At 70.8% G+C, this 21,052-nt stretch carries 19 protein-coding genes; 8 read left to right on the top strand and 11 right to left on the bottom strand.

Translation table 11 applies throughout. The features are described from left to right. Positions 1-3: 3 nt before the first annotated feature. Positions 4-387, bottom strand: coding sequence for a response regulator (locus tag G6O69_RS35835; RefSeq protein ID WP_172307960.1), 384 nt, complete (start codon positions 385-387; stop codon positions 4-6). Between the two features lie 81 nt (positions 388-468). Here G6O69_RS35835 and G6O69_RS35830 point away from each other — a divergent pair, with 81 nt between their 5' ends. Then, complete coding sequence (locus G6O69_RS35830) at positions 469-633, top strand: hypothetical protein (RefSeq protein WP_176397277.1); 165 nt, start codon at positions 469-471, stop codon at positions 631-633. A 20-nt stretch (positions 634-653) separates the two neighbouring features. Here the strand turns inward: G6O69_RS35830 and G6O69_RS35825 are convergent, their stop codons facing one another. The 3 genes from G6O69_RS35825 to G6O69_RS35815 are packed head-to-tail and all read right to left on the bottom strand — an operon-like array spanning position 654 to position 4,425. Further along, positions 654-1,814 carry a hypothetical protein gene (locus tag G6O69_RS35825; RefSeq protein ID WP_172307959.1) on the bottom strand — a complete coding sequence of 387 codons (1,161 nt, stop codon included), beginning with the start codon at positions 1,812-1,814 and terminating at the stop codon, positions 654-656. Positions 1,815-1,826: 12 nt separating this feature from the next. Further along, entirely contained in the window at positions 1,827-3,065 is a 1,239-nt protein-coding gene (locus tag G6O69_RS35820; protein ID WP_172307958.1) for an MFS transporter, read from the bottom strand. 7 nt (positions 3,066-3,072) lie between these two features. After that, positions 3,073-4,425 carry an MFS transporter gene (locus G6O69_RS35815; protein WP_176397276.1) on the bottom strand — a complete coding sequence of 451 codons (1,353 nt, stop codon included), beginning with the start codon at positions 4,423-4,425 and terminating at the stop codon, positions 3,073-3,075. 198 nt (positions 4,426-4,623) lie between these two features. Between G6O69_RS35815 and G6O69_RS35810 the strand changes: the two genes are divergently transcribed. The 6 genes from G6O69_RS35810 (at position 4,624) to G6O69_RS35785 (ending at position 9,886) form a co-directional block, all read left to right on the top strand. Continuing rightward, a complete protein-coding gene (locus G6O69_RS35810) occupies positions 4,624-5,289 on the top strand; it encodes a methyltransferase domain-containing protein (protein ID WP_172307956.1) in 666 nt (221 codons plus the stop codon). Between the two features lie 222 nt (positions 5,290-5,511). Next, positions 5,512-6,798 carry an acetyl-CoA hydrolase/transferase family protein gene (locus tag G6O69_RS35805; RefSeq protein ID WP_172307955.1) on the top strand — a complete coding sequence of 429 codons (1,287 nt, stop codon included), beginning with the start codon at positions 5,512-5,514 and terminating at the stop codon, positions 6,796-6,798. Positions 6,799-6,860: 62 nt separating this feature from the next. Further along, entirely contained in the window at positions 6,861-7,274 is a 414-nt protein-coding gene (locus tag G6O69_RS35800) for a RidA family protein (RefSeq protein ID WP_172307954.1), read from the top strand. An 88-nt stretch (positions 7,275-7,362) separates the two neighbouring features. Next, a complete protein-coding gene (locus G6O69_RS35795; protein WP_172307953.1) occupies positions 7,363-8,208 on the top strand; it encodes an enoyl-CoA hydratase family protein in 846 nt (281 codons plus the stop codon). Between the two features lie 15 nt (positions 8,209-8,223). Continuing rightward, positions 8,224-9,423: an acyl-CoA dehydrogenase family protein gene (locus G6O69_RS35790; protein WP_172307952.1), complete on the top strand. Its 1,200-nt coding sequence runs from the start codon at positions 8,224-8,226 to the stop codon at positions 9,421-9,423. A 154-nt stretch (positions 9,424-9,577) separates the two neighbouring features. Beyond that, on the top strand, positions 9,578-9,886 hold the full coding sequence (locus G6O69_RS35785; RefSeq protein ID WP_172307951.1) for a hypothetical protein: 309 nt from the start codon (positions 9,578-9,580) through the stop codon (positions 9,884-9,886). Positions 9,887-9,895: 9 nt separating this feature from the next. On the opposite strand, the gene G6O69_RS42565 is transcribed toward G6O69_RS35785, so the two are convergent. From G6O69_RS42565 to G6O69_RS35765, 4 genes are all read right to left on the bottom strand, one after another. Beyond that, positions 9,896-12,805: an ankyrin repeat domain-containing protein gene (locus G6O69_RS42565; protein WP_172307950.1), complete on the bottom strand. Its 2,910-nt coding sequence runs from the start codon at positions 12,803-12,805 to the stop codon at positions 9,896-9,898. Between the two features lie 67 nt (positions 12,806-12,872). Next, positions 12,873-14,945, bottom strand: coding sequence for an integrin (locus G6O69_RS35775; RefSeq protein ID WP_172307949.1), 2,073 nt, complete (start codon positions 14,943-14,945; stop codon positions 12,873-12,875). 122 nt (positions 14,946-15,067) lie between these two features. Then, a complete protein-coding gene (locus G6O69_RS35770; protein WP_172307948.1) occupies positions 15,068-15,823 on the bottom strand; it encodes a DUF2071 domain-containing protein in 756 nt (251 codons plus the stop codon). A 20-nt stretch (positions 15,824-15,843) separates the two neighbouring features. After that, complete coding sequence (locus G6O69_RS35765; protein WP_172307947.1) at positions 15,844-16,542, bottom strand: hypothetical protein; 699 nt, start codon at positions 16,540-16,542, stop codon at positions 15,844-15,846. 87 nt (positions 16,543-16,629) lie between these two features. Between G6O69_RS35765 and G6O69_RS35760 the strand changes: the two genes are divergently transcribed. Continuing rightward, on the top strand, positions 16,630-17,268 hold the full coding sequence (locus tag G6O69_RS35760) for a phospholipase D family protein (RefSeq protein ID WP_255215966.1): 639 nt from the start codon (positions 16,630-16,632) through the stop codon (positions 17,266-17,268). Positions 17,269-17,314: 46 nt separating this feature from the next. On the opposite strand, the gene G6O69_RS35755 is transcribed toward G6O69_RS35760, so the two are convergent. From G6O69_RS35755 to G6O69_RS35745, 3 genes are all read right to left on the bottom strand, one after another. Further along, on the bottom strand, positions 17,315-18,487 hold the full coding sequence (locus G6O69_RS35755) for an RtcB family protein (RefSeq protein ID WP_172307946.1): 1,173 nt from the start codon (positions 18,485-18,487) through the stop codon (positions 17,315-17,317). Beyond that, positions 18,480-18,875, bottom strand: a complete 396-nt coding sequence (locus G6O69_RS35750) for a hypothetical protein (protein WP_172307945.1) — start codon at positions 18,873-18,875, stop codon at positions 18,480-18,482. Before G6O69_RS35750 ends, G6O69_RS35755 begins: the two co-directional genes overlap by 8 nt. A gap of 321 nt (positions 18,876-19,196) precedes the next feature. Then, positions 19,197-20,945 (bottom strand): hypothetical protein, encoded by a 1,749-nt coding sequence (locus tag G6O69_RS35745; RefSeq protein ID WP_172307944.1) that lies wholly within the window; start codon positions 20,943-20,945, stop codon positions 19,197-19,199. Positions 20,946-21,052: the final 107 nt, after the last annotated feature.

Genomic DNA, 21,052 nt, shown 5'->3' with positions numbered 1-21,052 from the left:
GGGCTACGACTCGGGCATGCCTAGCAGCTCGCGCACGCGAGCGGCGAGGGTGGCCACGCGGTAGGGCTTGGCCAGGAAGCCTCGCAGGTTGGGGTAGGCGTCCGCGTCGGCGAGGCCATCTTCGCCAAAGCCGCTGCTGACGACCACCGGGATGCTCAGGCCACGCTCGCGCATGATCTGGAGCACGCGCTCGCCGCTCATGCGCGGCATGCTGGCGTCGAGGACGATCAGGTCGAGGTGGGCCTCCCGATCCATGATCTCGAGGGCTTCGTCGCCGTCGCTGGCGCTCAACGCCTCGATGCCCTCGCGCTCGAGCACGCGCTCGGCGATCCGTCGGACAGAGGGCTCGTCATCCACGACCAGTACACGCAGTTTGGCCTCAGCCACCCTTGGATTTTGGAGCTTGGCGGCCGCATTGTCCAGGAGCGCGCCCCTGACCGCCCTCGAGCGCATCGAAAAGCTCGCACGTTGCCCGATACTGCATGGTTTCGCTCGCTCGCCGTGGTGCTCGACGAGCTGCACTTGGTCGCGCGGGGTCTGACCGCGGACGCCTCGCTGGCCGCTGGCGCGAGTCAGGGCGAGTCGGGGCGAGTCAGGGCGAGTCGGGGCGAGGGCGTGCGCCGATCACGGTGATGCGATTCTCATGGCGCCGATCAGTAGGCTTCGCAGGCACAGCTCATGGCAGGCACAGCCCCCTGGTCGAGGGCCGAGCACGCCGCCCCGAGCAGCTCGACGTGGGCGCTGTCGGACACCGTCCAGCCGTTTGGGTCAGCGAGGACGAGGGGCTGATCGTCGAGGGTGAAGGTGCAAAGCTGCTCGCCGCCGTCCACGAGCGAGTGGCTGAGTTCGAACTCGCAGCTGTGCAGCGAGCCCAGCAGGGCGTCGAGCTCGTCTCGCAGCGCTGCGGTGTCGGCGGGGGCCCACAGCGGGGCGTCGATCGGGCCGTCGGGCTCGAGGCCGAGGCCGGCGTTGGCGAGCGACTGGGCGAAGCCTGCGTCGAGGTCACCGTCGCCGAGGTCGACGACCCGCAGCGCGATGCCCTGGGCAAAGGCCGCCTGGGCCGCGAGCACGGCAGCGTCTGCGCCGCTTTGGGGGTTGGGCGTCGCGCAGGTGTCGGGGTCGCGGGCGCTGAGCAAGACGAGGTGCCGCCGCCCGGAGCCGCCGAGCGCGGCGGCGAGGGCCGCGATCGCGTCGCCGGTGGGGTTCTCGTCCTCCGCGACCTGGGTCAGCCACAGCGCCTCCATGGCGGCGGCGTTGTCGAGGTCGGGGGGCTGCTCGGCGAGCACGGGGCAGGTGCCGCCGTTGTCACCGTTGAAGCTGGTGTAGGTGCTCAGGCCCAGGCGCAGCGCGCTCTCCCAGGTCCAGGCGACGCCCGAGTCGGGCTCGAACACGGCCTCGGTGATCGCCTCCCAGCGGCTGAGGCCGTCGAAGTCCTGGTCCATGTGCGCGCCCTGATCCACGAGCAAGACCACGCTCGCGGGCGTGGGCGCGATGCTGAAGGGCTGGGGATCGAGGCAGCCGCCCGTGTCTGACTCGGACTCGGAGGACTCGGACTCGCTCGACGCGGTGTCGGAGGACGCGGTGTCGGAGGACTCGGACTCGGACTCGGAGGACTCGGACTCGGAGGACTCGGACTCGCTCGACGCGGTGTCGGAGCTCTCGGCGCTGGTCTCGGTCCCGAGGGTCTCGCCCTGCTCGCCGGTGTCGTCCTCGCTCGCGTAGATGTCGGCCCACCACTGGGGATCGGTGCGTCCGCAGCCGCAGGCGAGGGCGGCGAGCAAGCTGAGGTGGCAGGCGCGGCTCGAGGTCGCCATCGTCGCGTCAATTTAGCCGATTTTCGGGGAGCCCGGCGCGGCGGTGATGGCTTCGGCGCGGGATCGGGCGGCCTCCCACAGGCCAAAGATCACCGTGGCCACGAACAACACGACGCCGGCGAGCATGAAGCTCCCGGGGTAGCCGACCATGCGCACGGACAGGCCAAAGAGCGGGCCGCCGATCAACAGGCCGATGTCGAAGAGCGCAGTAAACAGCGATAGCGCGCTGCCACGCTCGTCCGCGCGGGCGCGGGTGACCACGAGCGCCGAGAGGATCGGGAAGGCGTAGCCGTGGCCGATGCCGCACAGCACGCCCGCGGTGATCAGCCCGGGGGGCCCCTCGCTGAGCGCGAGCAGGACCAGCCCGCCGACGGCGAGGACCACCGAGGGGAGCAGCACCCGCATCATGCCCACGCGCTCGGGCAGCCAGCCCAAAGTCAGGCGCAAGACGACGGCCGAGAGGGCGTAGGCCGTGAAGAACATGCCCATGGTCCCGACCTGGGGGGCCACGGCCAGGTAGGTCTTGAGGAACACGAAGTAGGCCGAGAGCCCCACGGCGAAGGCGATGCCCATGAACCACAGCGGGCGCAGCTCGGGGGCGAGGCCCGCGGCCAGGAAGCTGCGCCCGGGGCCGCTGCCGCTGCGTTGGGTCTCGCGCAGCGGCAGCGAGAGCAGCAGCCCGAGGCCGGCGGCGACGGCCGTGGTCGCAAACAGGCCGCGGTAGTCACCGTCGACGATCACCAGGTCGCCGACCAGCCCGCCGACGGCGATGGGGATCATCCCCGAGACGCCAAAGATCGCGATGCCCTCGGCGCGGCGGCGCTCGGGGATCAGGTCGGCGGCGTAGGTGAAGAGCACCGAGAAGAGCGAGGCCTGGGCCAGGCCGTGGACGACCCGGACGCCGGCGATGGCCAGCCAGGGCTGGCCGGGGAGGGCGTCGACGGCCAGGTAGAGCAGGGTCGCGAGCAGGTGGAGCGCGCCGCCCAGGAGGAGCACCGGCTTGCGCCCGCGGGTGTCCATGAGCCGGCCGATGAAGGGGCGGATGAGCACCGCCGACACGGCCATCAGCGAGAAGAGCACGCCGATCAGCACCTCGCCCGCGCCGCGCTCGTCGAGCCAGCCCGCGGCGTGGACGTAGGCGTGCAGCCCCGTCGCGTGCATGAAGTGGCTGACCCAAGCCAGGGCGAAGGGTCCCGTCCACAGTCGATCGGGCTCGCCTCGAGCCCCGGGCCCGGCTTGGGCGGCGTGCATGCGGGCGCTACTGTAGCCCGTCTCGCTTCATCCGCGAGCGCAGCTGCCTGGCGACGCTGATGTTGATCAGCGCGACGATCGCGGCGCCGACCATGGGCGCGCCGGGGCCGACGTGCTGAAAGAGCGGGCCGGCGAGGGCCGGGCCGGTGACCCGCGCGAGCGAGGAGGCCGACTCCTTGAGGCCCATGTTCCAGCCCTGCTCCTGCGGGCTCGACACCCGCGAGACCAGCGCGCTCAGGGTCGCGTTGGACAGGCCGTTGCCGCCGGACATGAGCACGCCGCCGACGGCGAACACGATGAGCGCCGCCATCGAGGCCCCGCCCTCGGCGTCGCGGACCTCGAGGCCCATCCACGGGAGGATGTGCTCGGTGCCGCCGATGGCCGCGAGCCCGAGGCCGAGCAGGAACAGGCCGATCGCCAGGGTCCGCGACTCGCCGAAGCGGTTGACCGCGCGGCCGACGAGCATGCCCTGGAAGACGACCATGTTCACGCCCACGAAGGTCATGAACCAGCCGGTCTCGGTGGCGCCCCAGTCGAACAGGTACTCGTTGAAGAGCGCCATGGTCGACTCCATGCCGGCGAAGGCGATGTAGAAGCAAAACGCGATCGCGATCAGCCAGGCCATGTGCGTGCCGCGGATCGTCCGCATGGCGTTGCGCAGGCCGCCCGCGCGGAACAGGCCGGCGCGGACCTCGTGGGCCTTGGCGTCGGCCTTGGCCGCCGCAGGGTCTGTCTGGGGATCCTCCGCGGGCTCGGCCGCGGGGAAGTGGGTCTCGGGCAGCCACAGCGCCGCCATGCCAAAGTTGATCGCCGAGAGCGCGGCCGAGGCGAAGAAGGGCACCTGCGGCCCCCAGGTCGCCAAGATCCCGCCGATGGCTGGGCCGAACACGAAGCCCATGCCCATGGCCGCGCCCATCAGGCCCATGTACTTGGCGCGCTGATCTTGGGGCATGAGGTCGGCGACGTAGGCGTGCGCCGTGGACACGTTGGCCTTGGACGCGCCGGCCACCAGGCGGGCGAGGAAGACCACCCACAAGGCCGCGGCGAAGCCGAGGATCAGCGCGGCCACGGCGGAGCCGGCGATCGAGACCAGCATCACCGGGCGGCGGCCGTAGCGATCGGAGATCCGCCCGAGCACCGGCGCCATCATGAACTGCGCCGCCGAGAAGGTGGTGGACAGCAGGGCGACCATCGTCGCCGAGGCGTGCATGCTCTCGGCGTAGTAGGGGAGGATCGGCAAGATGATGCCGAAGCCCGCGAGGTCGAGGAAAAGAGTGAAGGCCACCGTCATCAGCGCGCGACGTTTGGCCTTGTCATTCTCGAGGGGGTGATCCTCTGGGAGCGCTTCGGGCGTAGGCACAGGCACAGCCGGGAAAAGGCAGCGAGAGGCGGCAGTGTACGTGCTCGATCCTCTCGGGCCCAGCGCAGCACAAAAGCGCCGCGAAGGGCCGGGAGCGTGGAGTCTTCGTCGCGCCCCCGTGGGTGTTTCGCCCGCCTCGGGGTCTGTGCGCCATGGGCGCTTGATCTCTTGGTCGCGCGGGCGCGCGGTGGCAGGCCCGTGGGCGGTACCATGGGCGCGGAGATCTCCGTGGTCCTGCCTGACTTCGTGCTCGATCAGCTCGCCCGCCCCTCGGGTCCGCTGGCGCCCTTGACCGGCCTGGCCGTCGACGCGCTCTCGGCTGGCAGCATCGCCGCGGGCCTCGGCGCCCTGGCGGCGGCCCCGGGGGAGCGCGTGGTCGTGCTCGGCCTCGGCGGCGGGGCTCTGCTGCCGGCGCTGCTCTCGAGCGTGGGCGGCGGGGGCCAGGTCTTCGCCTTCGATCGCTCACAGGGGATGCTCGCGAGCTTGCGTCGGCGCCACCTCGTCGCGCGCCTCCAGGGCCGGCTGCGCCTCGAGCGAGGCGCGGCGGAGGCGCTGCCGCTGGGCGACGGGGTGTTCGACGCGGCGCTGAGCCTGACGGGCGTGGTGAGCTGGCCCGACCTCGACGCCGCGATGTACGAGCTCGCCCGAGTCCTGCGTGTCGGCGGCCGCGTCGTCCTGGGCGTCCCCGATCCAGATCGCGTGCGCGAGCTCGGGTTCATGGCACGAGGCGCGCGGGTCGTCGACGCCGAGCGCTTCGTCGGCGAATTCGAACGCTGGGGCTTCGCCTCGCGCGGCGTCGAGGCGGCCCGAGGCGGCGGCGCGGTGGTGATCGGCGAGCGCCTCGATGAAGGCCAGGATCTCTAGAGCGGCGATCAGTTTGGAGGCGCGCTCTCAGGTGCGTCTGGGCGGTCTCGTGGCGAGGAGCGAGGCCGAAGCTGTGGTGGACCCACTGCGAGCGCCGAGCGACAAAGACCACGGGGCCGCCCAGATGTGCCTGAGGGGGTGAATCCAAACTGATTGCCGCTCTAGCTGGCTGTGGTCGGGGCTGTGACACGGGTGCCGCGCCGCTGATGTAAGGTGCGCACCATGCCGACCGACAAGCAGCCTCCGCTGCGCAGCGCCGCCGAAGCCGTCGCCAAGATCCGCTCGGGTCAGCGGGTGTTCGTGGGCAGCGGCGCCGCCGAGCCCGAGCGCCTCGTCGAGGCCATGACCGCCCGCCACGCCGAGCTGCGCGGCGTCGAGGTCTACTCGATCCTGACCCTCGGCGGCGCGCCCTACGTGGCCCCGGAGTACGCCGAGAGCTTCCGCCACGTCGCCTTCTTCATCGGCCACAACACCCGCGAGGCCGTGCAGTCCGGGCGCGCCGACTTCATGCCGATCTTCTTGTCGGAGATCCCCGCGCTCTTTCGCGAGCGCGTGCCGATCGATTGGGCGCTGATCCAGGTCAGCCCGCCCGACAAGCACGGCTACTGCACCGTGGGTGTGGCCGCCGACGTCGTGGTCTCGGCGATGCGCAACGCCAGGTACGTGGTCGCCGAGATCAACTCGAACATGCCGCGGACCTGGGGCGACACGCTGATCCACGTGTCCGAGCTCTACGCCGCCGTCGAGGTCGACACGCCGATCCCCGAGCTCGTGTCCGAGGCGATCGACGGCGTCAGCGAGACCATCGGCGCCAACGTGGCCGGCCTCGTCCAGGACGCCGACTGCCTGCAGCTGGGTATCGGGGCCATCCCCAACGCCGTGCTCGCCGGCCTGCGCGGGCACAAGCGCCTGGGCGTGCACACCGAGATGCTCTCCGACGGCATCGTCGAGCTCGTCGAGGCCGGGGTGATCGACTGCTCGGCCAAGAACTACCGCCCGCACAAGGCGATCTGCTCGTTCGTCATGGGCACGCGCCGGCTCTACGACTTCGTCGACGACAACCCCTTCGTCGAGAGCTACGGCAACGACTTCGTCAACGACCCCTTCATCATCGCGCGCAACGACAACATGGTCGCGATCAACTCGGCGATCCAGATCGATCTCAGCGGTCAGGTCTGCGCCGACTCCATGGGCGCGCGGCCCTTCTCGGGCATCGGCGGCCAGGTCGACTTCATCCGCGGGGCCGCGCGCAGCCAGGGTGGGCGGGCGATCATCGCCCTGCCGAGCACCGCCAAGAAGGGGGCGATCAGCCGGATCGTCTCGACCCTCAAGCCCGGGGCCGGCGTGGTCACGAGCCGCGGTGACGTGCGCTTCGTGGTCACCGAGCACGGGGTCGCGGACCTCTATGCCAAGCCGATCTCCGAGCGCGCGCGGGCGTTGATAGGAATCGCGGATCCGCGATTTCGGGACCAGCTCGAGCGCGAGGCTCGCGAGCTGGACTGGCTGTGAGGGCGGCGGGTTTCAGCGCGCAGGGTTCCACCACGGGCTCCTGGCTGCGACAATCCGCGGCGATGTCGACTCGCACCGTGCTCCCCGAGGGTTGGAAGCGCCCGCGCGGCTACGCCAACGGCATGGCCGCGCGCGGCGAGCTGCTGGCGATCGCCGGACAGATCGGCTGGAACGCCGACGAACAATTCGAATCCGACGAATTCGGCGCGCAGTTTCGCCAGGCCCTGGCCAACGTCGTCGCGGTGGTCGAGGCCGCCGGCGGCTCGCCGGCCAACTTGATCAGCCTGACGATCTACGTGACCGACAAGCGCGAGTACCTCGGGCAGATCGACGCCGTCGGTCGGGCCTACCGCGAGCTGATCGGCAAGCACTTCCCGGCCATGGCGCTGGTCGGCGTCAACGAGCTGCTCGAAGACCGCGCCAAGGTCGAGATTCAGGGCCTCGCGGTGCTCCCGAGCGACGCGCCCGAGGCCTGAACCCTCGCAACCAGCCCAGCCCAGCCCAGCCCAGCCCAGCCCAGCCCAGCCCAGCCCAGCCCAGCCCAGCCCAGCCCAGCATCAGACCATGAGCGACGACCCCGACTTTCGCCCCCTGCCCCTGCCCACGCCCGAGAGCTTCGCCTACGAAGAGCGCGAGCGCGTCGGCGTGATCACCTTGAACCGCCCGGAGCGCTTCAACGCGCTGACCTTCCAGGTCTACCGCGAGCTCACCGACCTGTTCACGGTCATCGATCGCCGCAGCCTCGCCCCCGAGGGCGCGCGCGCCCTGGTCCTGCGCGGCGAGGGCAAGGCGTTTTGCTCGGGCGGGGACGTGGAGGACATCATCACGCGGCTGTTCGAGCGCGACGCCGAGGGCCTGCTGCGCTTCACCCGGATGACCGGCGAGCTGATCCACGCGATCCGCCGCTGCAAGCTGCCGGTGGTCTCGTCGATCAAGAAGGTCGCCGCCGGGGCCGGGGCGGTGATGGCCCTGGCCAGCGATCTGCGGGTCATGGGCGAGCGCAGCTTCTTCGCGTTCTTGTTCCCGCAGGTCGGGCTGTCGGGGGCGGACATGGGCGCGAGCTGGCTGCTGCCGCGGGTTGTCGGCCTCGGCCACGCCAGCGAGATCCTGCTGACCGGCGAGCGCGTCTACGCGCCACGCTGCGCCGAGATCGGCCTGGCCAACCGCGTGGTCCCCGACGAGGACCCGGCCAAGGTCGACGAGGCCGCCTTCGAGCTCGCGCGCTCGATCGCCCAAAAGCCGCACTTCGCCACGCGGATGACCAAGACCATGCTTCAGCAGGAGCTCGACATGGGCTTTGGCGACGCGATCGAGGCCGAGGCTCAGGCGCAGGGGATCTGCATGCTGCACCCGGACTTCAAGGAAGCGAACGACGCCTGGCTGGCCAAGCGCGAGCCACGTTGGAAGTGAGCTACCCTCGCGGGGATGTCCGCCTCCGCCGCCTTCGTCCACACCCGCATCCTCGAGCGCGACCTGGCCACGATCCACGGTCTGCCCGAGCTGCGCGAGCAGTGGTGTCGCCTCGAAGACCGCCTCGAGCAATTTTGTAGCGGCCTCGAGACCGCGCCCGTGGACGAGTCCGATGTCCACGCGGCGACCCGCGAGTACGTGGCCCGCCTGGCCGCCGCGGGCTTTTGCGGCCTCGTCGTGCCCGGAGAATTCGGCGGCGCCCACGAGCGGGTCTCGGCCACGGCGATCTGCCTGACCCGCCAGTGGCTCGCGCGGCACAGCGGCGCCCTCGACACGGCCTTCGTCATGCAAGGTCTTGGCTCCTACCCCGTGGCGATCGCGGGGCAGCCGGCGCTCAAGCGGGCGCTGCTCCCGGCGGTCGCCCGTGGCGAGCGGATCTGTGCCTTCGCGCTGACCGAGCCCGAGGCCGGCTCCGACGTCTCGGGCATGCAGACCGTGGCCACGCCCCAGGCCGATGGCGGCGTGTGCCTGCGCGGACACAAGACCTTCATCTCCAACGCCGGGGTCGCCGACAGCTACGTGGTCTTCGCCCGCGAGGCCGAGCCCAACGCCGAGGGCAAGCCGCGCTACGGCGCCTTTTGGCTCCCCGGTGACGCCCCCGGCCTGAGCGTCGAGGCGATCGAGGTCACCGCGCCGCACCCCATCGGCACGGTCCACTTCGTCGACGTGGCGGTGCCGGCCGAGCACCGCCTGGGCGAGCCCGGCGAGGGTCTGCGCATCGCCTTGGGCAACCTCGATCAGTTTCGGGCCACGGTCGGCGCGGCGGCCCTGGGCATCGCGGACCGGGCGATCCACGAGTCGGTCCGGCACCTGCAGACGCGCGTGCAATTCGGGCGCCCGCTGGCCAAGCAGCAGGGGCTGCGCTTCGCCCTGGCCGAGATCGCGGCGGACCACGTCGCGGCTCAGCTCATGGTCTACCGGGCCGCCGCCGCCCGCGACCGCGGCGAGGCGACCCCCGACCAGCCGGCGATGGGAAAATTGTTGGCCACGGAGCACGCCCAGCGGGCGGTGGATCGCTGCGTGCAGAATTTCGGCGGTCGCGGCGTCGTGGTCGGCGAGGTCCCGGAGCGGCTCTACCGAGAGGTCCGGGCGCTGCGCATCTACGAGGGCACCTCGGAGGTCCAGAAGCTGGTCATCGCCAGGGCCATGCTCTGAGCGGGGGAGGCTCGGCGCTCGCTTCACACCCGCTGTAGCCGGGGCTGTGTGGCTCACCGGAGAAGCGCCCATAGACCTCGGGCTCGGCGCGGCCGCTGGGCCAAATTTCACGAAAGTCGTCGGCGCGGGGCGCATGCGACTATCATCGCCAGCGATGGTCTTCGGCGCCGACGACGATGCACCGCTCGCTTCGCTCAACGTCTTGTTGACCAAGCTACGCGAGCTAGCGAAGACCGGAGAGCACATCGAGCTGGTCGCTCGCGCCCTCGACCACGCCGAGTTCCTGCCCCTGCTGATCGCCGACCGCAACGATCGCAGCGCGGACTTTCGTTCGGTGCTGATCGAGCTGGCCGAGAGCCACCCCCTCTTCATGCCGGCGCTCGAGCGCTTCGATAACGCGCTGCCCATGGTCGAGGTGGCTGCGCCCCAGGCCGCGGGCGCCCGGCCGCCTCGGCGCGCCTGAGCTGCGCGCTCAGGGCATCCGCTGAGCCCGGGGGAGCGCGGCCTGGACCTGCTCGAGGAGCAGGCCGCGGGTCCTGATCACCGTGGGCGAGACCGAGATGCGCAGGGTCTCGAGGTGGCCAAACGCGGCCGCTCGATCCGCGAGGAGCTCGAGGGCGCGGCTGCGTAGGCTCGGGAGCTCGAGGGTGCGCAGGCGTGGGAGCAGGGGGCTGTCGATCAGCGCCTGCAGGAAGCGGCGGGGGACGGGGGACAGGCGCAGCGCGCTCAGGCCGGGAGGGAGCCCGGCGAGCAGGGCGGTGAGGCCCTCGACCTCCTCGTCGACGACGCGGCCGAGGCCCGCGCGCGGGCTGATCGGCAGGCCGAGATCGAGGGCGCGCAGATCCGGGAGCTCGAGGGTCAAGGCGACGCCGCCGCGGGTCCACTCGGAGGTGTCGCCGTGGCGCAGGCGCAGGTGGACGAGGCCCGGCCAGCGCAGGTGACCGCCGCGGAGCTTGCCGGCGCCGATCAGCCACAGCGAGCGCAGGCCCGGGAGGCGCTCGGGCAGGCCCGCGAGATCGGGGAGCTCGGCGGGGAGGCGGTGCAGGGCCAGGCGGCGCAGGCCGAGGCTGGGGGGCGCGCCGGCGCTGGGCTGCGAGCGGTAGGGCGCCGGGCTCGAGGGGGGCGCGGCCGTGGGTAGCTCGCCCAGTTGCTCGGCGAGCAGCGACCAGCCCTCGGCCTGCTCGATGGCGACGTGGAGCTCGGCGAGCAGCGGCTCGTGGATCAGCAGCTGGCGCGCGGCCTCGCTGATCACCCCGGGGATCGCCCGGGCGGACACGCCGGCGTGGCGGACCTGCTGCTCGTGGATCCGCGCCATGGTCACGAAGCCGTGGGTGCGCTCGAGCTCGAGGGGCGTGGGCCGGACCAGGGCCAGGGGATCCGCGGCGAAGAGCCCGGCGTCGAGGCGCACCCGCAGGCGCGCGGCGAGCTCGCGGCAGGCGGCCTCGAGGCGCGGGCGGGCGTGGCGTCCGCTCGCCGCGGCGGCGATCGAGGTCGAGACCAGCTCGCCGCGAGGATCGCCCTGGCCGAGCAGCCAGTCGGCCCACACGCTCCACCGCCCGGGGTCGGGGCGCGGGCGGCCGCGTCCGCGAGGCGCGAGGCCGGGCTCGGGCACGCGCTCGCTCAGCAGCGGGAGGACCAGGCCAGCGGGCGCGGCGAGGCTGGGGAGCTCGCGGGCGCGCCCGGGGCCGGCGGCCACCGGCGTGCGCTCGTCGAGGGCGCTGCCGTCACGGTGGGGGACGCCCTGAAGGACGCACAAGGTCGCGGGGGTCCGGCCCACGCGGTCGCGGCTCGCCCGGCCGCCGCGGGCGGTGAGCAGCCTGGCCTTGGCCTTGCGCTGCTGGCTGCGGCCGCCGGCGAAGCTGGCCAGGTAGTGCAGGGCCGTCCAGCCTTGCTCGTCGCGGTGGTCTGGATCCGCGCCGGCGTCGAGCAGGCGCTCGAGCAGCTCGATGGGCGCGCCGCGGGCGACCGCGAGCATCAGCGGCGTGCGCCCGAGGTTGTCGAGGGGGTCGACCTCCACACCCGCGCGCAAGAGCACGTCGGCGCAGCGCGTGCGCAGGCCGATGGCCGCCCAGTGCAGCGCCCGGAGCCCGCGCTGATCTCGTGCCTCGCGGGCGCAGCCGGACGCGAGCAGGTGCTCGCAGGCGGACGCGCCGACGATCTCGCTCAGGGGCACGTCGACCTCGCTAGCCTCGGCCCCGGCCGGCCCCGCCGCGGGCAGACCGGCGGCGAGCATCAGCGGCGTGCGTCCCTCACGATCGCGGGCGTCGAGCTCGAGCAGGTCGTGCTCGGCGAGCAGCTCGAGCATCTCTGGCCCGCCATAGACCGCGAAGTGGACCAGGCGTGGCTCGCCGGGCTCGTCGTCGGCGGCCAGCGCAGGCAGAGCGCTGCGCACGGAGCCGGCGTCTCCGCGCGCGCAAAATTGTCGAAGCACGCTCAGGCGCTGCGACCAGACCGCGCGCGGGACCTCGTCGCGCCTGCGGTCGCGGCGATGCGTGGGGCGTGGCCGCGCGGGCGATAGCTGGCGCTGGTGTCGGCGCTGGCCGAGGCGCGCCGGATCTGGCGGGGGATAGGGCGCGGCCAGCTCGATGCCCGCGGGCCCGATCGCCCACAGCCAGTAGCCGGTCGTGCACAGCTCGATCCATGGTCCCAGGGGATCGGGCAGATCCCCGAGGCGCCTGCCCGCGAGCGCGGGCGGGAGCGCGACGACCTCGCGGGCCAGGCGGACCGTCGCGGGCACGTGGACGTCGCGCAGCTGCTGCCAGTAGCGCTGCCAGGACAGGGCGTCGGCCAAGAACTGCATGCGCGCGTGGGGATGGCGGCGCTCGTAGACGCGCTCGGCCACGCCCACGAGCACCGCCCGCAGACGCTCGACCGCGTGGCGGAGCTCACCCAGGGGCGGACCGCCGGCGCTCCGACGATCGACGGGGTTCCCGGCCAGCTGCCAGCTCAGCGCGCGCGGCTGCGGACAGCCCCAGGGCTCGAAGCGCGCGACCACCAGGCGAGCGAGGCGCTCGGCCTCGAGCATGCCCGCGGGGTCGCTGGCCAGGAGCAGCGCCGCGTAGGCCGTGGGCGGCGCTGGCAGCAGGTAGTCGACCCCGGTCCAGCGTGCGCCGGGGAGCAGCGCGTTTCCGGGCTCGATGTTGGGCTCGGTGCCCGTGTTCGCGGCCGAGAGCAGGGCGCGGTGCTCGGCCTTGCTCGCTCGGAAGCGGCGCTGGGGATCCTCGGCGAAGCTCGAGGGCAGGCGGCCGGCGGCGACGGCCCGGCGCCACAGGGCCTCGCCGGGCTCGCTGCCGCGGTAGCCGAGCTCGGCTGCGAGGGCGTCGAGGTCGGCGCGTTGGGGGCGCAGGAAGGCGCGCTCGCAGGCGGGGAGGTCGGGGGGCACCGGCCGCTAGGGTAGCAGCCGATGCCGGTGAAGTGCTCGTTCGGGCGTCCTTTCCGTCTAGGAGCCCTCAGTAGAGGTAGACTGCGCCAGAGTAAGGTGCTGTGTCGTCTTGGGAGTCTCCGCTGATGCCAACGGCGTTGCTGTCTTCGGCATAGGCTCCAATGGCGAGGGACGTTCCATCTTGGTTTACCGACAAGCTGAAGCCAAAGTAATCTGATGCGCTGGTATTTGGTGCCTTGATATAGGTCCTTTGAGTCCAAGAACCCGCGTCCTTGACGAAGAAGTACGCAGCTCCCGAGCTGGATGCAGAGTTGTCGGACTGCTCTTCGCCGATACCTGAGGTGCCGCTATCTTCGTGTTGGGTCGCTACGACAAGGACCTCGCCATCACCGCTAAGTGCTACGGACTGGCCAAATTTGTCACCGTAGTCGGTGTTGGATGCTTTGACATAGGCGTCTTGAGTCCAGGATGAACCCTGGCGAATGAATACATATACGGCGCCGGATTCGCTCGATGTGTTCGACGACTGAGCGCCATTGACTCCTGTTGTGGCGCTGTCTTCTTCGTAGGCGCCGACGGCCAGGGTGTCTCCGTCGCTGCTAAGAGACAAGCTTTTCCCAAACTGGTCGCCCTGTTCAGCATTCGAGGCCTTGATGTAGGCTTGCTGGGACCAGTTGCTGGCGTTACGATGAAGGACATACACAGCGCCAGCGCTGGCTGCGTCGTTGTTGTCCTCATCACCATTGACGCCGGTTGAGTCGCTGCCCTCTCGGTACGCTCCAATGGCGAGGGTGTCTCCATCCTCGCTCAGGGATAGGCTGGAGCCGAAGTAGTCGTTTGTATCAGTGTTGGATGCCTTGATGTAGGCCTGGGTGACCCATGAGCTGCCCTCCTGTACAAAGATGTATGCCGCGCCTGATGCGAAAGCGTCGTTGTTGGCCGTGGCTCCATCAATGCCCGTTGCGGCGCTGTCTTCACCGATCGCGCCAACGGCGAGGGTGGCTCCGTCTCCACTGAGTGCGATGTTTGTCCCAAATTTGTCGCTCGATTCGGGCGATGCTGGTTTTAGATATGCCCACTCCGCCCAAGATCCCCCTTGGCGCGAGAATATGTAAGCTGCGCCAGAGTCTGGCTCGGAGTTGTTGGTGGGGAAGTTGCTGGAAGAGCTGTCTTCTTCGCTAGCGCCGACGGCGAGAACGCTCCCGTCGTCGCTCAGAGCGACGCTGCTCCCAAAATTGTCGCCTTCTTCAGCATTGGATGCCTTGATGTAGGCTTGCTGAGACCACTCACCGTTGCTTTGTGTGAAAATGTAGACTGCGCCTGAATCAGAGGCGGAGTTATCGAATGAATTCCCTCCAATTCCTGTCGCGCTGCTCGACTCATTTACTGCGCCAATGGCGAGCGTCCCCCCATCCTTGCTTAGCGCGATGCTCCAGCCAAAGAGGTCGCCAGCGTCGGTGTTGGACGCCTTCACGTAGCCGATTGCGTCTTTTAGCGAGCTTCCCACTTGCTCGGGATCGGACCTGGAACAGCCATAGTCATTGCAAGCCTGGATTTTGTAGCTTGCTCCCCAACGAAGGGGAAGAGGGATGTTGCTCAGCGAGCAGGATGTCTCCGTCGTCTCGATGCCCAAGTTGACGTAGCTGCCGTCTGAGACGAGCTTTTCTAGGATCTGGTAAGTCTGCGCGTCGGGAGATGCCGCCCAGGAGAAATCGAATCGTTTCACCTGAGAGGGGGTCAGCGTGAGCGCCTGAGGTGCCTCTGGTGAGAGCTCTTCTTGTGAGCAGGTGCCGTCGATGCACGACAGATCAGCCTCGCATAGGCCGTTCATGTCACATGGGCATGCCAGAGTGCCTTCGGGGCAGGTGGCGCCTGTGTCCTCGTCAGCGCCGTCAGCGCTGTCGTCGCTAGTCGTCGAGTTGGAAGTGCCCGAGTCCGAGCTATCTGCCGATCCTGAGCTGTCTCCCGAGTCTGAGCTTTCCCCCGTTTCGTCGGCCATGCTATCGATGTCGTCACAGTCATAGGCCTCGCAAAATGGGACCGAGCAACCCAGTTGGAGCCCTGCGAATGTTGATGAAATGAGAATCGCCAGCGCGGGGTGAAGGGGCGGTGAGTCGTTGAGAGTGGATGTGTCGCTCATGTTCTTGTTGGCGACTTGGGAGATGCTTCTGGTTTTATAATTGGGTGATGTTTTGTCATTCTTGTCCGTGACGAGTTAATATTCGAGTGATGGGCTGCTTGGGGAAGAGGGGGCGCTGGTATTCACGCGCGCTCGGGCAGCCAGCAAACGACGTCGATATCATGAACATAATGCAGCAATGGCGCCTCGTCGGGCAGCGCCAGCCCCCAGCCATCGCTGACGCTGCAAGCCGAGATCTCAGCCTCCGCGCGCTGAAGCGGCCACTGCATGTGGTGGATCTCCCCGCGCCGAACCTGCCCCTTGCGATCGCTGGCATATAGGCAATAGCGCTCGGTCAACCAGTGCTCGAGGGTCCCGGGGCTGCTGCGGTAGACCTCCCCGACCCCGCGGTAGCGGCCCTCGAAGACCCCGGCCGGCGCGGGCGGGTGGCGTCGCTCGCTGCGGTAGTCGATCCAGCCGTCCTCACGACGCTCGCAGCGCATCTGCGCGCGAAAGTAGGGCAGGAAGAAGCCTGTTCGGGCGCTGTGCACCGCCAGCGCGTTGGCGGCGTCGAGGGAGAAGAACCACACCCCGGGCTTCCCGTCCTTGACCACGTAGGTCCGCACGTTGAGCTCGGGGAAAGCCGAGGCCCCGGGCAGCCAGTTGAGGCCGCGCGGTCCGACGTTGGCCATGCGAAAGGGGACGACGCCGAGCCATGCCTCGCCCTGGTAGGTGTCGAGGCTCAGGCCGGCGGGCAAGCTCGCGGACAGGCGCTCGGGGTCGACGCGCCAGTGGGCGAAGAGCAGCTCTCGCCACGACATGGTCATGATCCAGGGGCGCTCCGGCAGCGGCCAGGGTCGGTGCTCGCGGTGCTCGAGGAGGGCGGACCAGTTGGGCATGTGCCGCAGTGTAGCGTCGTTCAGCGCGGCTCTCGTCGGGCCCGCTCGATGTTCACGGTGATCTGCTCACGGACCCCATCGACGCTGAAGGTGGCGTCGAAGACATAGCGCTCGGCCCGTGGGTCGCCCTGCCAGCTGTCGAGGTAGAGCAGCAGCTCGGCCTCGCGTTGGGGCTCGAGGGTGATCGCCTCGTCAGCGTCGAGCTCGACGGGCTCGTCGGCGTCGCGCGCCCACAGCTGGAGGGCGAGGGGTTCGAGAGGGAGCGGCGCGCCGGCGCTGCGGCGCAGGCTCAGATCTTCGAGGCTCGCGTTCAGGGGGGCCTCGCCGCTGCGCAGGGAGAAGCGGAGGTGCCCGGGGAGCGAGGCGGTCGTGACCGCGCTGTCGATGCCGGCGACGCCGAGGGGGTAGACCGGGCCGCTCGGGATCGGGGCGGGCTGCTCGGCGGGAGCCTCCGCGAGGGCGGTGGGAGCTTCGTCGAGCTCGCTGGGAGCACCTGCTGCCTCGGCGCTGGGCGGCGGGCTGTGTTCGGGGGGCGCAGCGCTCGGTGAGGGAGCTGCTTTGCCCCCACGCTTGGCGCCGGCCTCCGAGGGCTGGGCGTCGCCGGAGGAGCCGCAGGCGGCGACGCCCAGGCAGGCGCTCAGGGCGAGTCCGAGCGCGCCGCGGCGAGGGAGCTCGGCGAGGCGCTGGGGTGCGGGGCGAGAGATCGGGCCGGCGCGCATGACAGGGGCAGAGCATAGGGCGGCGAGCGCCGGGGGCGAAGCGCTGCTTTTTTGCTGGCCCGCGGCCGGCGTGGGACACCTGAACCGATGTCCGAGCTCTCGAAGCTGATGCGCGGGGTCCCCAGCGCGGTGGAGCGCCAGGCCACGGCCACGGACTTCGCCGCCGAGCCGCGCCCCGTGGCGCTCGGGCTGCTCGCCGGCCAGGCGCACTACGAGGTGGTGATCGCCCAGCTCGTGCGCGCGCGCTGCTCGGTGTGGATCGCGACCGCCAACCTCAAGGAGCTGATGGTCGAGGGCCCGCGCCGGAGCGTGCGCAGCTCGAGCCGCTTTCGCTCGGTGCTGTCTTGCCTCGACGAGCTCGCGGTCAAAGGGGTGGAGCTGCGCCTGCTCCACGCGGGCGTGCCCTCGCGGGCGTTTCGCAAGAGCTTCGATCGCTACCCGCGGCTGATCGCCGGCGGCCTCGAGCTGCGCCAGTGCCCGCGGGTTCACCTCAAGACGGTGATCGTCGACGGCGCCTTTTGCTACCTGGGCAGCGCCAACTGGACGGGCGCGGGGCTCGGGGCCAAGGGCAGCGGCCGGCGCAACTTCGAGCTCGGGGTGGCGAGCGAGGACGAGGGGCTGATCGATCAGGTCCAGGAGCTCTATCAGGCGATCTGGAGCGGGTCGCAGTGCGCTGGCTGCAAGCTGCGCGAGGACGCTTGCGAAGCGCCCCTGGACTTGTTTTGAAGTCGGCGGGCAGCGTGGAGCTACCCGCCGACGGTGGAGCGCGGGCTCAGCCGCCCTTGAAGACCAGCAGCGGCTGGAGGCGCTCGAGTATGCGAGTCAGCTCGCGCTGCGCTCGCATGACCGCGCCGATGTCCTTGTAGGCGCCCGGCGCCTCGTCGCGCAGGCGCTCCGCGAGTCGCTCGTCGAAGCACACGCCCCGCAGCTCCCGGCGCAGCTGCTTGGTGGAGATCGAGCGAAAAGCCTCCCCCCGGGCGAGGGCTCGCCCTGCCCCGTGGGAGCTCGAGCACAGCGAGTCGGGCTCGCCCCGGCCCTCGACCAGATAGGAGCAGCTGCCCATGGAGCCGGGGATGATGCCCAGCTCGCCCTCGCCAGCCGAGATGGCGCCCTTGCGGTGAACCCAGAGGCTGCGACCCTCGCCCTCGATGACGTGATGCTCGCGGCGCACGAAGTTGTGCTGGCACGAGACCTTGGTCTGGGGCAGGGGCTGCGCGCCGAGGGTGTCGGCGAGGATGTCCGTGAGCGCCGCCAAGATGCGCTCGCGGTTGTGGTCGGCGTAGGCCAGGGCGAACTCGAGGTCGCTCAGGTAGGCCCTGCCGGCGGGGCTGTCGGCGTCCAGGCTGGGGAGGCCCCCGGCCTGGGCATGGGCCTGCGTATCGGCGTCGGCCGCAGGGTTGGCCCGGGCTTCATGCCACTTGCGGATGCGCTGGCCGAGGCCGCGGGAGCCGGTGTGGACCATCGCCCACAGCTGGCCGTGGTCGTCGCGCTGAAGCTCGACGAAGTGGTTGCCGCGGCCGAGGCTGCCGAGCTGGAGCGCGCCCTCTTCATGCTTGGCGCGCTCGAGGGTCGAGGCGCTGAGCGGGCGCTCGGCGAGGTCCTCGGGCAGCGGCGGGCAGCGGCGGCGAGGGTGACGGATCACCGGGACGGCGCGCCCGAGGGCCGCGAGTAGCTGCGGCCCCCGGGCGAGGGCGGCCGCGGCCTCTTTGTCGAAGGCCAGGGCCGCCATGCCGCAGCCGATGTCGGAGCCGACCGCGGCGGGGTAGAGCCGCGCGTGCGTGGCCACGGCCACGCCAACGCAGACTTCGCTCGCGAGGTGGACGTCCGGCATCACGGCGATCGCCGCGACGTCGGGGGCCTCGCGCAGCCGGGCCAGGGCGGCCTCGACTTCGGGAGCGGGCCGCTCGGCGACCCAGCGATTGAGCGGTGGGAGGCGCTCAGTCATGCCCACCTCCGGTCAGCGCGATGGCCCGCTCGGGGAGCAGGGCGAAGCGCAGGTGAGGTGTTCGCTTGCGGTGAATGGCCGCGGCCACCTCGCTGCGCAAGTGGCCGTGGACGGCGTCGAGGTGCGCTCGGACCTCGGCGATGTCCGCGTCATTGGGGACGATCAGGGTGACCAGGATCGCCGTGCTCCCGGGCTCGGGCTCGACCTCGGCGACCCACAGGCCGTCGAGGATGGGGTCGTCGAGCTCCCCGGCGAGCACGAGGTCGACGCGCTCGTGGACTTGGCGACACAGCTGCCGGATCTTGCGTTCGGTCGCGGCGCTGGAGTTGAAGGTTGAAGAAGAGGATGCGGACGACCGGCGGTCGCCGCGACGATGGTTTCGGCTCATGAAGTTGATCTCGGCTCTCATGCGCGCGCCCGCGGGCACGCAACGACACACCTGATCCCCGTGCAAGACACCACGAGGATCATGAGAGCCTCCCGCCGCGACGCGCGAGCGCCTGCGGAGGAGCCGACTAGCTAGCTGCCAGCGGGATCAGCAGATCAGCAGATCGCGGGCGTAGCGACGAGGAGGCTCAGACTCGGGCGGGTTGTCACAAGGGGTTGCACGGTCATGCCTCCTATCTGGCGCCGCGACAATGCGGGCGCCGGTGCCTCCTACGCTGGACCGAACACTTCGACCGGTCAAGGAAAAAAGTTTCGCGTGGCTTCATTCGCGGGCGCGCAGCTCGTCGATGACTCGGCGCGCCGTGACCCAGGCGGCCTGCATGGCGGCGGAGCTGTTCGTCGCCTCTTTGGTCATCACGGTCTCGAGGGCGTCGGCGCAGGCGGGGCAAGGCTGATCACCAGCGAGGCGGGCGCTCAGCCAGGCCACGCTGATGCGGACCTCCGCGTCGGGGATCGCAAAGCCCTGGGCGAGGGTCGCGGCGGTCTCGAGGTCGCCGGGCTGACTGAGGCGAGCGAGCTGGAAGGCCGCGAGCTCGCGGGCGTGGGCGGGCTGGCTCGCGTCGGCGAGGCGCTCGGCATAGCAGGCGCGCTGGTCCGCGCAGGCCTCGAGCACGGCGATGCCCTGATCGGCCCCATGCTCGCGGACGTGGGCGCGGACCTCTGGTGCCGCCTGCTCGAGGGTGGCTCGCAAGCTCGGCGCCTGATCGGGCTCGGAGGCGAGCACCAGCCAACGCAAGGCCTCGCCGCGAATGTCGAGCTGCGTGCCCGCCGAGACCAGCTCGGGATCGAGGCTGGCCGTGGCGACCATGCGCTCGAGGCAGCCCAGGGCCTCGTCGTCGTTGGGGCCGCTCGCCCAGGCGATCCGCCCGAGGGCCTGGGCGATCTCCGACACCTCGCTGGGCTCGCGGCTGTCGGCGCATGCACAAAGCGGGGCCGCGCCGCGTGGGTCGGCGATCTGGCCGAGGGTGCGGGCCGCGGTGGCGCGCCTGTAGCTCGCCCGGATCTGCGCCGCCGAGTTCTTGCCCTGGCGCTCGCAGCTGCTCGCAGACAAGTGCGCGACCACGGTGGGGACCGCGTCCGCGGAGCCGATCACGCCCATGATCTGCACGGCCGTCATCTGGATCAGCGCCTGCCCGATCCCGTGCTCCTCAGCGACGGCCGCGAGGCGGGGGCTGTGGCCGGCGTAGGCGTCGAGCACGGCGGGCAGGGCCGGCTCGCCGATCGCCCCCAGGGCACGGACCGCGCGCTCGCCGAGCGACTGGATGCCAGGGAAGTCGGGGACGCGAAACATCGCGACCAGCAGCGGCTCGGCGGCCAGGGGATCCCCGAGCTGGCCGAGGGTCGAGACCAGCTCGCGCTGGACCTCGATGGGGAAGTCCCCGCCCGACTCGAGCAGCATGATCAGGCGCTCGGCCTGGTCGCTGGCGTGGAGCTGTCCGAGGGCGTGGATGAGGAGCAGCGCCTTGGCGACGTGGCCCGCGTCGGGCTCGCCCTGCGGCCCCTCGAAGCCCGCGTCCACGCTCGCGCCGAGGTGGGTAGCGATGGCGGCCGAGAGGCTCCTGGCGCGGGCGCGGACGATGCCCGAGAGCGCGGCCGCCAGGCTGTCCTCGGGCAGGGAGAAGTCGGACAGGGCGCGGCGCCACAGCGCCTCGGCCTGCGGCGCCGCGAGGTTGTCGGCGACGCGCAGCATGGTCGCGCGCTCGCTCGCGGCGGCCTCGGGCCAGAGATCGGCCAGGGCGGGGAGCAGGCGCTCGGCGGTCTGCTCGCGCGCCTCGGCGTCGTCGCGGCCGTCGATCTCGAGCGAGAGGCGCTCGAGTTCGACCAGCGCCGACGCTCGGGTCAGGGGATCGTCGAGCGCGAGCAGCAAGGCCGCGAGCTCGCCTTGCTCACCCTGCTCGCTGGCTGCGGCGGGCTCCGGGTTGTCGGTGGCCTCGCTGTCCTCGGGGGCGCTCGGGCGACAGGCGAGCAGGGGGAGGAGCGAGAGCAAGGATGCCGCGCGGCGCCAGTGCATCCCGGGATCATGCCACGGGCTCCTCGTGTGCGCGCCAGAGGACTTGAAGGGCCCCAGGCTTGGAGCACCGGCCGCTGACTTCGTTGCTCGTCAGTCATTTGTGCCCG

This window comes from Pseudenhygromyxa sp. WMMC2535 (genome assembly GCF_011083025.2).
This window is presented reverse-complemented; position numbering and strand designations above follow the sequence as displayed.

Excerpts from the sequence above, each read along its gene's own strand:
- G6O69_RS35825 (WP_172307959.1), bottom strand. The coding sequence starts at position 1,814 with ATGGCGACCTCGAGCCGCGCCTGCCACCTCAGCTTGCTCGCCGCCCTC.
- G6O69_RS35820 (WP_172307958.1), bottom strand. The coding sequence starts at position 3,065 with ATGCACGCCGCCCAAGCCGGGCCCGGGGCTCGAGGCGAGCCCGATCGA.
- G6O69_RS35805 (WP_172307955.1), top strand. The coding sequence starts at position 5,512 with ATGCCGACCGACAAGCAGCCTCCGCTGCGCAGCGCCGCCGAAGCCGTC.
- G6O69_RS35800 (WP_172307954.1), top strand. The coding sequence starts at position 6,861 with ATGTCGACTCGCACCGTGCTCCCCGAGGGTTGGAAGCGCCCGCGCGGC.
- G6O69_RS35795 (WP_172307953.1), top strand. The coding sequence starts at position 7,363 with ATGAGCGACGACCCCGACTTTCGCCCCCTGCCCCTGCCCACGCCCGAG.
- G6O69_RS35790 (WP_172307952.1), top strand. The coding sequence starts at position 8,224 with ATGTCCGCCTCCGCCGCCTTCGTCCACACCCGCATCCTCGAGCGCGAC.
- G6O69_RS35785 (WP_172307951.1), top strand. The coding sequence starts at position 9,578 with ATGGTCTTCGGCGCCGACGACGATGCACCGCTCGCTTCGCTCAACGTC.
- G6O69_RS35775 (WP_172307949.1), bottom strand. The coding sequence starts at position 14,945 with ATGAGCGACACATCCACTCTCAACGACTCACCGCCCCTTCACCCCGCG.
- G6O69_RS35770 (WP_172307948.1), bottom strand. The coding sequence starts at position 15,823 with ATGCCCAACTGGTCCGCCCTCCTCGAGCACCGCGAGCACCGACCCTGG.
- G6O69_RS35765 (WP_172307947.1), bottom strand. The coding sequence starts at position 16,542 with ATGCGCGCCGGCCCGATCTCTCGCCCCGCACCCCAGCGCCTCGCCGAG.
- G6O69_RS35760 (WP_255215966.1), top strand. The coding sequence starts at position 16,630 with ATGTCCGAGCTCTCGAAGCTGATGCGCGGGGTCCCCAGCGCGGTGGAG.
- G6O69_RS35755 (WP_172307946.1), bottom strand. The coding sequence starts at position 18,487 with ATGACTGAGCGCCTCCCACCGCTCAATCGCTGGGTCGCCGAGCGGCCC.
- G6O69_RS35750 (WP_172307945.1), bottom strand. The coding sequence starts at position 18,875 with ATGAGCCGAAACCATCGTCGCGGCGACCGCCGGTCGTCCGCATCCTCT.
- G6O69_RS35745 (WP_172307944.1), bottom strand. The coding sequence starts at position 20,945 with ATGCACTGGCGCCGCGCGGCATCCTTGCTCTCGCTCCTCCCCCTGCTC.